Annotated in this window: 12 protein-coding genes; 8 read left to right on the top strand and 4 right to left on the bottom strand. The window is 69.6% G+C overall.

Going from position 1 to position 12603, the window contains the following annotated elements; translation table 11 throughout:
- Nucleotide 1: 1 nt before the first annotated feature.
- Entirely contained in the window at nucleotides 2-1216 is a 1215-nt protein-coding gene (locus ACZ6YV_RS31585; RefSeq protein WP_465513087.1) for a DUF1800 domain-containing protein, read from the bottom strand.
- Between the two features lie 194 nt (nucleotides 1217-1410).
- On the opposite strand from ACZ6YV_RS31585, the gene ACZ6YV_RS31580 reads away from it, so the two are divergent.
- From ACZ6YV_RS31580 to ACZ6YV_RS31570, 3 genes are read left to right on the top strand one after another with little or no spacing between them, the layout of a single operon-like run.
- The gene (locus ACZ6YV_RS31580) at nucleotides 1411-2115 is read left to right on the top strand and encodes an ABC transporter ATP-binding protein (RefSeq protein WP_465513086.1); all 705 of its coding nucleotides are present in this window, start codon (nucleotides 1411-1413) and stop codon (nucleotides 2113-2115) included.
- On the top strand, nucleotides 2112-2828 hold the full coding sequence (locus ACZ6YV_RS31575) for an ABC transporter permease (RefSeq protein ID WP_465513085.1): 717 nt from the start codon (nucleotides 2112-2114) through the stop codon (nucleotides 2826-2828). The genes ACZ6YV_RS31580 and ACZ6YV_RS31575 overlap by 4 nt, the downstream gene beginning before the upstream one ends.
- Complete coding sequence (locus tag ACZ6YV_RS31570; protein ID WP_465513084.1) at nucleotides 2825-3391, top strand: hypothetical protein; 567 nt, start codon at nucleotides 2825-2827, stop codon at nucleotides 3389-3391. The genes ACZ6YV_RS31575 and ACZ6YV_RS31570 overlap by 4 nt, the downstream gene beginning before the upstream one ends.
- 9 nt (nucleotides 3392-3400) lie before the next feature.
- Here ACZ6YV_RS31570 and ACZ6YV_RS31565 read toward each other — a convergent pair whose 3' ends face one another.
- From ACZ6YV_RS31565 to ACZ6YV_RS31555, 3 genes are all read right to left on the bottom strand, one after another.
- Nucleotides 3401-4081 carry a response regulator gene (locus tag ACZ6YV_RS31565; RefSeq protein ID WP_465513083.1) on the bottom strand — a complete coding sequence of 227 codons (681 nt, stop codon included), beginning with the start codon at nucleotides 4079-4081 and terminating at the stop codon, nucleotides 3401-3403.
- Complete coding sequence (locus ACZ6YV_RS31560; protein ID WP_465513082.1) at nucleotides 4075-4932, bottom strand: sensor histidine kinase; 858 nt, start codon at nucleotides 4930-4932, stop codon at nucleotides 4075-4077. Before ACZ6YV_RS31560 ends, ACZ6YV_RS31565 begins: the two co-directional genes overlap by 7 nt.
- A 635-nt stretch (nucleotides 4933-5567) precedes the next feature.
- Entirely contained in the window at nucleotides 5568-6338 is a 771-nt protein-coding gene (locus ACZ6YV_RS31555; RefSeq protein WP_465513081.1) for a TSUP family transporter, read from the bottom strand.
- A 134-nt stretch (nucleotides 6339-6472) separates the two neighbouring features.
- Here ACZ6YV_RS31555 and ald point away from each other — a divergent pair, with 134 nt between their 5' ends.
- The 5 genes from ald (at nucleotide 6473) to ACZ6YV_RS31530 (ending at nucleotide 12529) form a co-directional block, all read left to right on the top strand.
- Nucleotides 6473-7576, top strand: coding sequence for an alanine dehydrogenase (ald, locus tag ACZ6YV_RS31550; RefSeq protein WP_465513080.1), 1104 nt, complete (start codon nucleotides 6473-6475; stop codon nucleotides 7574-7576).
- Nucleotides 7577-7641: 65 nt separating this feature from the next.
- Nucleotides 7642-9105: a MocR-like pyridoxine biosynthesis transcription factor PdxR gene (pdxR, locus tag ACZ6YV_RS31545; RefSeq protein WP_465513079.1), complete on the top strand. Its 1464-nt coding sequence runs from the start codon at nucleotides 7642-7644 to the stop codon at nucleotides 9103-9105.
- Nucleotides 9106-9216: 111 nt separating this feature from the next.
- The gene (locus ACZ6YV_RS31540) at nucleotides 9217-10881 is read left to right on the top strand and encodes an amidohydrolase (protein ID WP_465513078.1); all 1665 of its coding nucleotides are present in this window, start codon (nucleotides 9217-9219) and stop codon (nucleotides 10879-10881) included.
- Nucleotides 10878-11090, top strand: a complete 213-nt coding sequence (locus ACZ6YV_RS31535) for a DUF3311 domain-containing protein (protein ID WP_465513077.1) — start codon at nucleotides 10878-10880, stop codon at nucleotides 11088-11090. Before ACZ6YV_RS31540 ends, ACZ6YV_RS31535 begins: the two co-directional genes overlap by 4 nt.
- Nucleotides 11090-12529 (top strand): sodium:solute symporter family protein, encoded by a 1440-nt coding sequence (locus tag ACZ6YV_RS31530; protein ID WP_465513076.1) that lies wholly within the window; start codon nucleotides 11090-11092, stop codon nucleotides 12527-12529. Before ACZ6YV_RS31535 ends, ACZ6YV_RS31530 begins: the two co-directional genes overlap by 1 nt.
- Nucleotides 12530-12603: the final 74 nt, after the last annotated feature.

Here is a 12603-nt window from a genome sequence, read left to right as displayed (position 1 = left end):
CTCATCCGCTCACGACATACTCAGGCGCGCACGCGGCCACCGTGAGCAGTGTGCGAGGGTCCTTGGCCACGCCGTCCAGCGCGGTCTTGGTCCGGTCGGACCAGGTGTCGATCCCGAAGGTTTCCTGTAGCCGGCCCAGGGCGTCGTCCCGCGCTTTCTGGGCGACCAGCCGCGCGAGGTTCATCCGCGCCACCCCGGCCGACGTCGTCAGCCACGCCCCGCCCGCGGGCCAGCCGCCGACGCTCGGTGGCCGGAACGGCAGCTGTCCCATCCCGCGCAAGCCGTTGAGCAGCTTCTTGGGGTCGAGATCGCTCGCCTTCACGCCGGCGCCGCGCAGCAGGCCGACCAGCCACTCGACGGGCTGCTTGACGATCGTCGTGGCCGTGTCCCGGAACGCCGGTTCCCCGGCGATCGCCCGGAGTGCGGCCTGGATGTCCCGGCCCGGCCCGTACGCCGCGATGACCCGCTGCTGCGCGTCCGGTGGCGGCGGTGTCGGTGAAACCAGGCGGAACCACAACCGCCCGGTCACGAAGGCCGCCGATTCCGGCCGTTCCAGCACGAGGTCCACAAAGGACTCCGCGGCGAAGTCGACTGTCCGGCCGAAGATCTGTTTCGGGCCGTGGTCCTGGCGTTGGGTTTTCAGTGTGGCCGCGCCGGTCTTCTTGTCCAGCGTCCAGCCGGTGAGCGCGCGGGCCGACTCGCGTACGTCCTGCTCGGAGTAGTGCCCGACGCCGAGCGTGAACAGTTCCATGAACTCCCGCGCCAGGTTCTCGTTCGGCGAACCGACCTTGTTGTCGTTGCCGTCGAGCCATTTCAGCATCGCCGGGTCCACCACCAGCGCCTTGGCCAGTGCGGTGAACGCGCCCCGGCCGAGCTGGTGGAAGGTCTCGTTCTGCGCCAGCATCAGCGCCGGCTCGCGGACCTTCTGCTCGCTGGTGGCGAAATGCCCGTGCCAGAACCAGGTGAGGCGCTCGGCGTCGTCGGCGACCATGCGGTCCAGCCACCAGATCGCCAGCCGCTGCTCCTGCTCGGCTCTGGCCTGCTTGTTCTCCTTCTTGTCCTTGCGGTCGGGCAGCGCGGCCAGCGGCGGTGCCTGCCGTGCGCCTCCCGGCGACAGGAGGGCGTCCAGGGCCGGGAGCGGCTCCCCGGGGCGGGGGCCGAAGCCGAAGCGATCGGCCAGCCGCCGGGCAGCGGCGCGTTCATCGAGGACAGCCATGGCCCGATTGTGGGCAGCGGCCTGCCGGGCCCGCCAGGAACACGGGCACATCTTCAGGTGACCCGAAGGTCGCGGCCGTAGGACCCAGGGCCCAGGGGCGCCGGTCAGGATCGGTCCCCGGTCCGACGCGAGCGGGTGTCCCGCCGGGATGGACTGGCGAGCGACGTGATCGCGCTCGACGGGAAGAAGACCTGATGCTCAAGTTCGACCGGCTCACCAAGCGACGAGGATCGGCGACGATCCTCTCCGAAGTCAGTTTCGAAGCGCGTCCCGGCAGGGTGACCGGCTTCCTCGGGCCCAACGGTGCCGGGAAGTCCTCGACCCTGCGGATCCTGCTCGGACTCGACCGGCCGACCTCGGGAACAGCGCTGGTCGACGGCGTTCCGTTCGCCGAACTGCGGGATCCGCTGCGCAAGGTCGGCGCCGTACTCGACGGCTCCGGGGCGCATCGCTCGCGCACCGCCCGGGCGCATCTGAAGTGGGTCGCCGCGGCGGGCGGTATCCCGCGCGGCAGGGTGGACGAGGTCCTGGCGGAGGTCGGGCTGTCCGCGTCCGCCGGCAAACGCGTCCGCGGCTACTCGCTGGGGATGGGGCGACGGCTGGCCCTGGCGGCGGCGCTGCTCGGCGACCCCGAGGTGCTGGTGCTCGACGAACCGGTCAACGGTCTCGATCCGGAAGGCATCCGCTGGATTCGCGGCTTCCTCCGCGAGCGGGCCGCGGCCGGGCGAACCGTCCTGCTGTCGAGCCATCTCATGGGAGAACTGTCGGAAACCGTCGACGACGTCGTGGTGATCGACGGCGGCAGGATCGTCGCACAGGGAACGCTCGCCGAAGTCGTCGGCGGGCACCGGAGCCTGGAGGACGCCTTCTTCGCGCTCACCACCGAGGTCGCGCGATGAGGGCCTACCGGAGCGAACTGCGCAAGCTCAGCTCGCTGCCGTCGGTCTGGGCCGCGTCGGCGATCGGCGTGCTGGTCCCGGCCGGCCTCACGTTCCTCAACGCGAAGTCGGCGGCAGCGCGTGGCAACGTGGACATCGGGTTTCAGGAACTCGCGTTCGGCGTGGTGGGCGCGATCATCCTGGGCGTCGTCGCGGTGAGCAGCGAATACACCACGGAAGGGGAGAACGCCGGAGGCAGCCGCCAGATCACCACGAGTCTCACGGTCGTGCCGTCCCGGCGGCGGTCGCTGATCGCGAAGCTGGCCGCCGTGAGCACCGTGGTCAGCGTGATGGCGGCGGTTTCCGCCGCCATCACGCTGACGAACGTCGAAGCGCTGCTGGGCGCGAGTGACTTCGGGCGCCTGCCCGGAGTCGTCCTCTACTGGGTACTGACGGCGCTGCTCGCGTCCGGCCTGACTTTGTTGACGCGTAACGGCATCCTGCCGCTCACCGTGCTGATCCTGAACACGTCGGTGGTCACGGTCACCTACCTGCTCTCGAAACTCACGCCGCTGGCCGCGTTCTTCCCCGACCTGGCCGGGTTTCGCCTGTTCATCAGGCGAGTGGAGCTGCCCGTGCAGCTTTCGCCGGTCGCCGGTGGCCTGGTGATGACGGCCTGGGTCGCCGCGCTGCTCACCGCGGGTTTCCTGGTCTTTCGCGGGCGGGACGCATGACGGGCGTCCGGGCCGAGATCCTCAAGCTGCTCAGCCTGCCCGCGACGTACTTCACCCTGCTCGGCACTCTGGGGGTTTCGGCGCTCCTCGCGATTCCTTTGTCGCGACAAGGCATCTCGCCTGTCGGCTATACCCAGGCGGGGTTCATCGTTCTCGGCGTCATCGCCGTGACGTCGGAGTACAGCGGCGGCCAGATCCACGTGACCCTCACCGCCATGCCACGCCGGATCGCTCTGCACCTGGCCAAAATGGCCGCCCTCCTGATCGTGGCCGTCCCCGCGGCCATCGTCACCGTGCCGGCCGGTGGGTCATGGGTGGGAGCGAGTGCCTACCTCGCACTCACCGCGGTGCTCTCCGCCGCCGTCGCGACCGTCCTGCGGCGGAGTGTTCCGGCGGTGGCGGGGCTGCTCGGGTACTACTTCATCGTGGGTCCGCTTCTCCGCGATCGAGTCACGTTCGCGGCCTATCTGCCGGACGTCGCGAGCCACGACCTCGTCGCGTTGGGCTGGACGCTCGTCGCCGTAGGGGTTTCGGCGACCACGTTCCACCGGCGGGATGCTTGACCGCACGCCTCAGCTTCGCGGAACCACCAGTCCGAGGTCGTACGCCGTGATCACCAGCTGAGCGCGATCGCGGGCCGAAAGCTTGCTCAACAGCCGGCTGATGTGCGTCTTCACCGTCTTGATGGAGATGGTCAGCGTCTCGGCGATCTCGGTGTTGGACAACCCGCGGCCGACGAACGTGAGGATCTCGACCTCACGCTGGGTCAGCCCTGACGTCGGGCGCGGGCCCTGGTGCGGCGGCGCCGTGACGTAGTGCTCGATCAACCGGGTGAGGATGGCGGGCGCGAAGAGGGATTCGCCGGCGTGCGTCCGGCGGACGGCGGCGATGAGCTCGTCGGGTTCGGTGTCCTTGAGCAGGAAACCGCTCGCTCCCGCGCGGAGCGCGCCGTAGACGTACTCGTCCAGTTCGAACATGCTCAGGACGAGGATCCTGGTCCCGGCCAGGTCGGGGGAGGCGCTGATCTCCTTGGTGGCCACGATCCCGTCCTGGCCGGGCATGCGGATGTCCATCAGCACCACGTCCGGGCTCAGCCGCCGCGCCATGTCCACCGCTTGGGTTCCGTCCTCGGCCTGTCCGACGACGACCATGTCCGGCGTGGCGCCGATGATGATCGCCAGGCTGTGCCGCAACAGCCGTTGGTCGTCGGCGAGCAGGACCCGGATCGGTGGCTGTTCGGGATTCGTCACCATGCTCCGTCGGGTAGCCGCGCGGTGAGCCGGAATCCTGCTCCGGCCGGAGCCGCGCGTAGGTCGCCGCCGAGCATCTCGGCACGTTCTCGAAGTCCCGCCAGGCCGTGGCCGGCACCGCGGGCGGGGGACCAGGCACCTCGCGGCCCGTCGTCCTCGACGGTCACGAGGATCGTGTCGCCCTCACGCCGTAGATCGACGCGAGCGATCGTCGGTCCTGCGTACCGCGCGGTGTTCGCGACTGCTTCGCGGACGATTTCGCAGACTGTCGCTTGTACCCCAGGGGAAACGTCCCCCAGTTCGCCGACGTCCAGCCGCGGCTCGAGGCCCAGCGGGCGGGCGGCCTCGACGATGGCCGGAAGATCCGACAGGTTCAGCACGGGCCGCAACGGCGCGCCGCGCTCGTCAGGATCGCGAAGCACCGCCAGCATGCGCCGGAGTTCGGTGACCGCGTCCCGGCTCGCCTGCTCGATGTCGACGAGCGCCTGCTCGCGCTCCGCTTCCCGGACGTCTCCTCGGACCAGCCTCGCCGCACTGGCCCGCAGCGTGATCACGCCGAGGCCGTGGGAAACGATGTCGTGGAGTTCCCGGGCGATCCGGAGCCGCTCATGATGCGTGGCGTGCTCCGCCGCCCAGCCGGTAAGACGTGCTTCGTAGTCGAGGCGCCGCTTGCGGGCGCGAACCAGCGTCCACGTCGTCACTCCGATGGCCGTGGCCACGACGAGAATCGGCGCGATGACCGCGCCCGGCCCGTTCGCGCCGACGGCCAGCAGCGCGACCGCGGCCACGACCAGCACCGCGGAGGCGACCAGCCACGCGCGCGATCGCCATACGGGGCGGTCCGGCGGTGTCATCACCGGCCATCGTATTACCGGTCACCGGGAGCGAAAGTCGCGGTACAGGGGGCGTGAGCGGCGATTCGGGTTCGGGCCAAGAGTGCCTTGGGTGCCTACGGGATTCTGGCTGGGGTTGATCGCCGGTCCTGTCCGTGAAGGACACTTTCCCAAGTACATGAAGGACTCCTTCACTGCGCTAGACGCAATGAAGGAGTCCTTCATGTACTTGCGGATCGCCACATGCGTCCCACATGCACCAACAGTCACAGCAGTAGCACGGCAGGCGACAAGGGTGCCGCGCCGTGGTGGGTCGGGTTGGTCGTGAGTGGCAAGTGGGGTTCTATTGAGGGGTTAGGCAAAGGTGTGGGGTCGACGAGGGCGCGTGTTGTCACTCAGGGTGAGGGGTGTGTGGAAATAGGGGCGCTCAACGTCCCTATTTCCACACACCCCCCTGTCCGACTGTCGTGACCGGTCCGGTCACGACAGGAGTGTGTGGATTTCTGGTCATCCAACGCACCAAAATCCACACAGTCGACGCCAACGACCCGGTGTCGCGCAGAGTCACCGACACCGTCCACAAACACGCCAGGTTTGCCTTACCCCTCAATAACCCGGATCGCCACATGCGTCCCCCTGTACCGAGACCACCCAGCTCAGACCGCCTGCGCCAGCGTCAGCGCGCCACCCGCCGCCGAAAGCAGGAGGACGGACCAGCGAACGGAGCGTTCGCCGACCCGTCGGCTCAGCGCCCGTCCCAGCAGATCCCCGATGAGGGCGGCGCCCGCGACCGAGACGAGCACGCTCGCGGGCACCTCCACCCAGCCGAGACTGGGCAGCGCGACCAGGCCGAGCAGGAAGAAGTAGATCGACAGCGTCCCGCGCGTCTCGTCCGCACCCCAGCCCGCGCTCGCCCCGTACACCGCCACGGCGGGCCCGGAGAGCCCGGCGACGGAGTTCATCGCCGCGCTCAGCACGCCCGCGCCGACGGCACCCGTCCTGCCCGCGAGTCGTCTGCCGGTGATGCCGCTCGCCAGCACGCCGACAGCGAGGACACAGCAGCCACCCGCCGCGAGCAGCAGCGGACGTTCGGGAACGCCGCGGACCACGAGCGCGACGACCGGCGTGAACACCACCGCGGGCGCCGTCAGCCAGGCGACCTGCGCCCACCTGATCGCCCGCCAGTGGGTGATCGCGACCGCGAGATAGACCGGGAAGCCGAGCAGCAGGGTGAGCCGGACGGCGTCGAGCGGGCCCAGCGCCAGCGCCAGGAACGGGACGCACAGCAGGGAAAGCCCCATACCGGAAAGGCGCTGGGCGACGACCCCGGCCGCCGCCGCAAGCGAGGTCATGGCCAGGGTTCCCACCCGGCCACTGTGGACCGGACGCGGGACGGGGCGGTAGCCGGTGCCGGACGAGGACGTCATAGCCCACCGCTATGACCAGTGCTTGGTCCTCAACCAACTGGACCCCTCGATCACGGGGATTCTGGCCCTTCTGGCCGTTCCAGTCGTGCCGCACGCTCAGCGTCACTGCCTTTTGGAACAGACGGGAGCGTGAGATGAAGATCGGTGTCCCTCGTGAAGTCAAGAACCACGAGTACCGGGTCGCGGTGACACCCGCGGGCGTGCACGAGTTCACCTCGGCCGGGCATGAGGTGTTCGTCGAGCGCGGAGCCGGGGAAGGGTCTTCCCTCCGCGACGAGGACTACGCCGCGGCGGGGGCGAAGGTGCTGGACAGCGCCGACGACGTCTGGGCGACCGGCGAACTCGTGCTCAAGGTCAAGGAGCCGATCGCCGAGGAGTACCACCGCCTGCGGCGCGACCAGCTGCTGTTCACCTACCTGCACCTCGCCGCGAGCGAGCCGTGCACGCGGGCGCTGCTGGACGCCGGCACGACGTCGGTGGCCTACGAGACGGTGCAGCTGCCGAACGGTTCGCTGCCCCTGCTGTTCCCGATGAGCGAGGTCGCCGGACGGCTGGCCCCGCAGGTCGGCGCACAGACGCTGATGCGCGCCAACGGCGGACGCGGGGTGCTCATCGGCGGGGTCTCCGGGGTGACCCCGGCGCGGGTGGTCGTGCTCGGCGCCGGGGTGGCGGGGATGAACGCGGTCGCCGGCGCGGCCGGGGCCTGGGCCGACGTCGTCCTGTTCGACAAGAACGTGGACAAGCTCCGCGCCGCCGACCGGATGTACCAGGGCCGGATCCGCACCGCCGCGGCGAACGCCTTCTCGATCGCGGAGGCCGTGGTCGAAGCCGACCTCGTGATCGGCGCGGTGCTCGTGCCCGGGGCCAAGGCGCCGAGCCTGGTGTCGAACGACCTCGTGTCTCGCATGAAGCCCGGCAGCGTGCTCGTCGACATCTCCGTCGACCAGGGCGGCTGCTTCGAGGACACGCGGCCGACGACGCACGCGGAGCCGACGTTCGCCGTGCACGACTCGGTGTTCTACTGCGTCGCCAACATGCCCGGCGCGGTCCCGCACACCTCGACGTACGCGCTGACGAACGTCACGCTGCCCTACGCGCTGGAGCTGGCGAACCACGGTCTGTCCGGCGCCGTCGAGCGGTGCCCGGAGCTGCGTGGCGGGGTCAGCACGGTGGACGGGCGGCTGACGTCCGCGCCGGTCGGCGAGGCGCTCGGGATCGACTCGGTCGCGTTCGGCTAGGTGGTGCGGGCCGGGATCTGGAGCTAGGTTCAGACCCCGGCCCCGTCGCCGTGAGGGAGGTGCCGTTGCCGCGAACGTTGATCGAAATCGACCGGACGTCCGCCGAACCGCTCTACCGGCAGGTCCGGCGCGCCATCGAGCACGGCATCGCGATCGGCACGTTCGACCCCGCTCACCGGCTGCCGAGCTCGCGTGAGCTGTCCGCCGAACTCAGCGTCTCCCGCAACACCATCAACCTCGCCTACCAGGAGCTGGTCGCCGAGGGGTTCGTGGAGAGCCGGGAGCGCAGCGGGCTGTTCATCAACGCGGAGATGCGGCCGCACTGCGCTGTGCAGGAGCGTGGCACCAGCCCGTCCATCGACTGGAGCAAGCGGGTGCGCCGGTATCCGGACGCCGGGGTGCCGCATATCGAGAAACGCCCGGACTGGCACACCTACCCGTACCCGTTCCTCGCCGGGCAGGTGGACGTCACCGCCTTCCCGGCGCGGTCGTGGACCCGCTGCCTGCGCGACGCGCTGTACCGGCCGCACGTGTTCCCGAGCCTGCAGGACAGCGTCGGCTCGGACGACCCGATGCTGGTCGACCTGATCTGCCGTCAGCTGCTCACCGCGCGGGGGATCGAGGCCGATCCGTCCGAGGTGCTGATCACCGTCGGCTCGCAGCAGGGGCTCGACCTGCTCGGCCGCGCGCTGCTCGGGCCGGACAGCGTCGTCGCGATGGAGAACCCGGGGTACCTCGACGCCCGGCACATCTTCCTGCGCACCGGGGCCGGGTTACGCGGCGTCGACGTCGATCAGAGCGGTCTGCGCCCGCCGGAGACCCTCGACGGCGTCGACCTGCTCTACCTCACCCCGAGTCACCACCATCCGACGAACGCGACGTTGAGCATCGGCCGCCGCCGAAAGCTGCTCAGTCTGGCCGCGAGTGCGGGCACGGTGCTCGTCGAGGACGATTACGACAGCGAATTCCGGTACCACGGCAGCCCGACCCCCGCACTGAAGGCGCTCGACGGCACCGGCGACGCGATCTACCTCGGCACCTTCTCCAAGTTCCTCTCACCCGGCCTGCGGCTGGGCTATCTCGTCGGACCGCGTGAACTGGTGCGGGAGCTGCGGGAGATCCGGCGGTACGTGCTGCGGCATCCGCCCGGTCATCTCCAGCGGGCGCTGGCGCTGCTCATCGACAGCGGCGAGTATCACCGTTCCCTGCGTCGGTACCGCACGAAACTGATGCGGAAATGGGAGGCGACCTGCGCCGCTGTCGCCGAGTACCTGCCGTGGACGCAGACGGCGTATCCGCCGGGCGGGGTCAGTCTCTGGATGACCGGACCGTCCGAACTGGACTGCCGGGCGCTGATGGAGCGCGCCGAACGCGACGGTGTCCTGATCGAGCCCGGCGACATCTTCTTCGTCGGGGACGACCCGCCGCGCAACCACTTCCGGATCGGCTTCGCGGCGGTGCCGTTGCGCGACATCGACCCCGGAATCCGGCTGCTCGGCGAGGCCTGCCGCGACCTGCTCGGCGGCTGAGGAGCAACTGGTACCACCGCACCGGAGCGTTCTGGACCTGTTCAGGCGGCCAGATGTATCGCACTGTCTGGGGATCCTTCGTGAGCCAGGACACGTCGCCAGGAGGTCCGTGTGGTGCAGTCCCTTCGAGAAGATCCCCGTAGTGCCGCCGAATTCGTCGCGCTCGGGGGCACCGTGCTCACCCTGGACCCGGCGGGGAGACGGGTCCGCGCGCTGGCCGCGAGAGGCGGCCGGATCACCGCGCTGGGTTCCGAACGTGAGATCTCCCGGCTGATCGGCCCGGAGACCACGGTGTTCGACCTGGCCGAGCGCACGGTGATCCCCGGTTTCGTCGAGTCCCACAACCATCCGGCGTTCTTCGGGATGACACTCGCCGCGCCGGTCGACGCCGGCAGCCCGCCCAACGACACCATCGCCGACATCGTCGGCCGGGTCGCCCAGGCGGCCAAGGATCTCGGGTCGGGGGAGTGGATCCGGGGTTTCCGCTACGACGACACGCTGCTCGCCGACGGCCGCCATCCGACGCGGGCGGACCTCGACCCCGTCTCCGGCCGCAATCCCGTGGTGCTGACCCACGTTTCCGGGCACTTCTGCACCGCGAACTCGCTCGCCCTGCGCGAAGTCGGGATCACCGCCGAGACCCCTGATCCGCCGGGCGGGCTCATCGTGCGTGACGCCCGGGGCGAGCCGACCGGGGTGCTCGTCGAGACGGCGGCCTTCCTGGTCACGTCGCGGCTGCCCGGGCAGAGCGCGGGCGAACTGGCCGAAGCCCTGCTCCTGGCGGACGAGGAGTACCTCGCCAACGGCGTGACCTCCGTGCACGACACCGGGATCGGGCTCATCGGCGGCGCCGCGGAACTGGAGGCGTACGCGCTGCTGCGGCGGGCCGGGAAACTACGCGTCCGGGTGCGCGGCTACCTGTTCGACGGCCTGGTTCCCGGTCTGGACGAAGGAAGGCCGGAAGCGCCGGACACCGGCGGCGTGACCGACAAGTTCGCGATGACGGGCGTGAAGATCGTCGCGGACGGGTCGATCCAGGGCAAGACCGGCTGCCTCGCGGAGGGCTACACCTGCGACCCGGACGAGCACGGCATGATGCTGCTCGAACCCGCCGATCTCGGCCGCCGGATCGCCGCGCTCGACGCGGCGGGCTGGCAGGTCGCCGTGCACGGCAACGGGGACGCGGCGATCGACGCGATCATCGACGGCTACTCGCGGCTGGGCTCGCCGACGGGAACCGGCAGGCGGCACCGGATCGAACACTGCCAGACGGTGCGCGAAGACCAGCTGGACCGGATGGCCGCCCACGACGTCCTCGCGTCGTTCTTCGTCAAACACGTCTACTACTGGGGAGACCGGCATCGCGATGTCTTCCTCGGCCCCGAGCGGGCGCGCCGGATCAGCCCGCTGGTCTCGGCCCGCTCGCGCGGAATCCACTTCGGACTGCATTCGGACACCCCGGTGACGCCGGTGCCGCCGTTGGAGGGGATCTGGTGCGCGGTGCGCCGGATCACCAGACAGGGCAAGGTGCTCGGCCCGGAACAGGCCGTCGATGTCGATGCCGCTTTGCGTGGCTACACGATCGACGCCGCCTACCTGGCCGGCGAGGAGAACCTCAAGGGAAGTCTGGAGATCGGGAAGCTCGCCGATCTCGCGGTGCTTTCCGGCGATCCCACCACGGTCGACGCCGACCGGATCCGCGAGCTGACCGTGGACGCCACCGTCAGTGGCGGCGAGGTCGTCTGGTGGCGCGAGACGGCGGGAGTATCACGATGATCCGCAGCTGGCCGAGTGTCCTCATCGGACTGTTCGTCCCTGCTTTCGCCCTGTTGGCGGGAATTCTGGTGCTGTCGGGATCGACGGCATCGGTACTGGGCATCCCGGTGCTGTTCTTCTGGGTGTTCTGCTGCTGCCCGCTGACCACCCTGTGCCTGTGGATCAGCTGGCGTTTCTTCGACCGCGCTCACTACCAGGAGGACGACTGATGCTGATCGCGATCGTGGCGGTGGTGATGGCGGGCTCGATCGGGCTCGCGGTGTGGGTCGGCCGGTCCACCCGCGGTGGCGGGATCTCCGAGTTCCTGGTCGGCGGCCGCTCGTTCCCGGCGTGGCTGGTGTACTTCCTCGCGGTCGGCGAGGTGTACAGCATCGGGACGATGATCGGCTTCCCGAGCGGGATCTACGCGCACGGCGCGAGCTACGGGATCTGGTTCCTCGGCTACATCCTGCTCGCGTACTCGCTGGGCTACTTCCTGGCCCCGCTGGTGTGGCGGGCGGCGAAACGGTACGACGCGATGACCGTGCCCGACGTGTTCGGACGGCATTTCGGCAGCAGGCGGCTCGAGCTGATCACCTGCGTCACGATGCTGATCGCGCTGGTCCCGTGGGGGCAGTACCAGTTCATCGGTCTCCAGGTGGTGCTCAGCAATCTGGGCCTGCGGCTGGATCCCGTGCAGTGCGTGGTGCTGGCGGGCATCGTGGCGTTCGTCTACATCGCCGTCTCCGGAGTGCGGTCGCCCGCGTTCGTTTCGATTCTCAAGGATCTGTTCATGCTGGTCGGCGTCGTGCTCGTGGGAGTGGCGGTCGTGCTCGCCGCTGGCGGCACCGCGAAGGTCAGCGGACCCGAGGTGCTCAGCGCGGCGCAGACCACCATGGGCGGCTCGGAACTGACGTTCGCGATGACGACGATCCTCTTCCAGAGCATCGTGTTCTACCTCGGTTTCGGTGGCGCGTATGTGTTCCCGGCCCGGTCCGAACGCGCGGTGAAGAGCTCGACCGTGTGGATGCCGCTGTACATGCTGATCTACCCGTTCCTGGTGCTGGCCGCGTACTACGGCGTGCGCGCGCATCCGGACCTGAAGAACCCGAACACGGTGTTCATGGTGACCGCCAAGGGTTTGCTGCCCGACTGGCTGCTCGGTCTCGTCGCCGCCGGTGCCGCGCTCTCCGGCGTTCTGGTGCTCGCCGCGACCGCGCTCACCATCGGCGGGATGGTCTGCCGCAACCTCGCGCCGAACATCCCGGCCACGGCGCAACGACGGTGGACGGTCGTCGCGGTGGCGAGTTTCCTGGTCCTGGCGGCGGTCCTGACCCTCGTCGCCTCGACCTTGATGCTCACGATCCTGAACCTGACCTACAACCTGCTGGCTCAGGTCGTCCCCGGCTGGCTCGCGATCCTGTTCGTGCGCCGGGTGCGGACGGCCGCGGTGGCCGCCGGGATGGTCACCGGGGTGATCGCCGCGATCGTCCTTTACGTCACCGGTGCGACGTTCGGCGGGTTCAACGCGGGTCTGGTGTCGATGGGGCTGAACGTGGCCGTGGTGGTGGTCTGGAGCCTGCTGGCGCCGGACAAGGCGCGGATGCCGGTGGCGCGGTCGGCGGAAAGCGCTCCGGCCACTGCGGCGGTGCCGTCACTCAGCCGCTAGCCCGGAGGTGTGTCGCGAAAGCCACTTTCGGGACATCAGACGTCGCGAAAGTGGCTTTCGCGACACACGCCTGC

The sequence above is a fragment of the Amycolatopsis sp. NPDC102522 genome, from assembly GCF_055584485.1.
The sequence above is the reverse complement of the archived record's forward strand: the minus strand, read 5'-3'. Positions and strand labels throughout refer to the sequence as shown.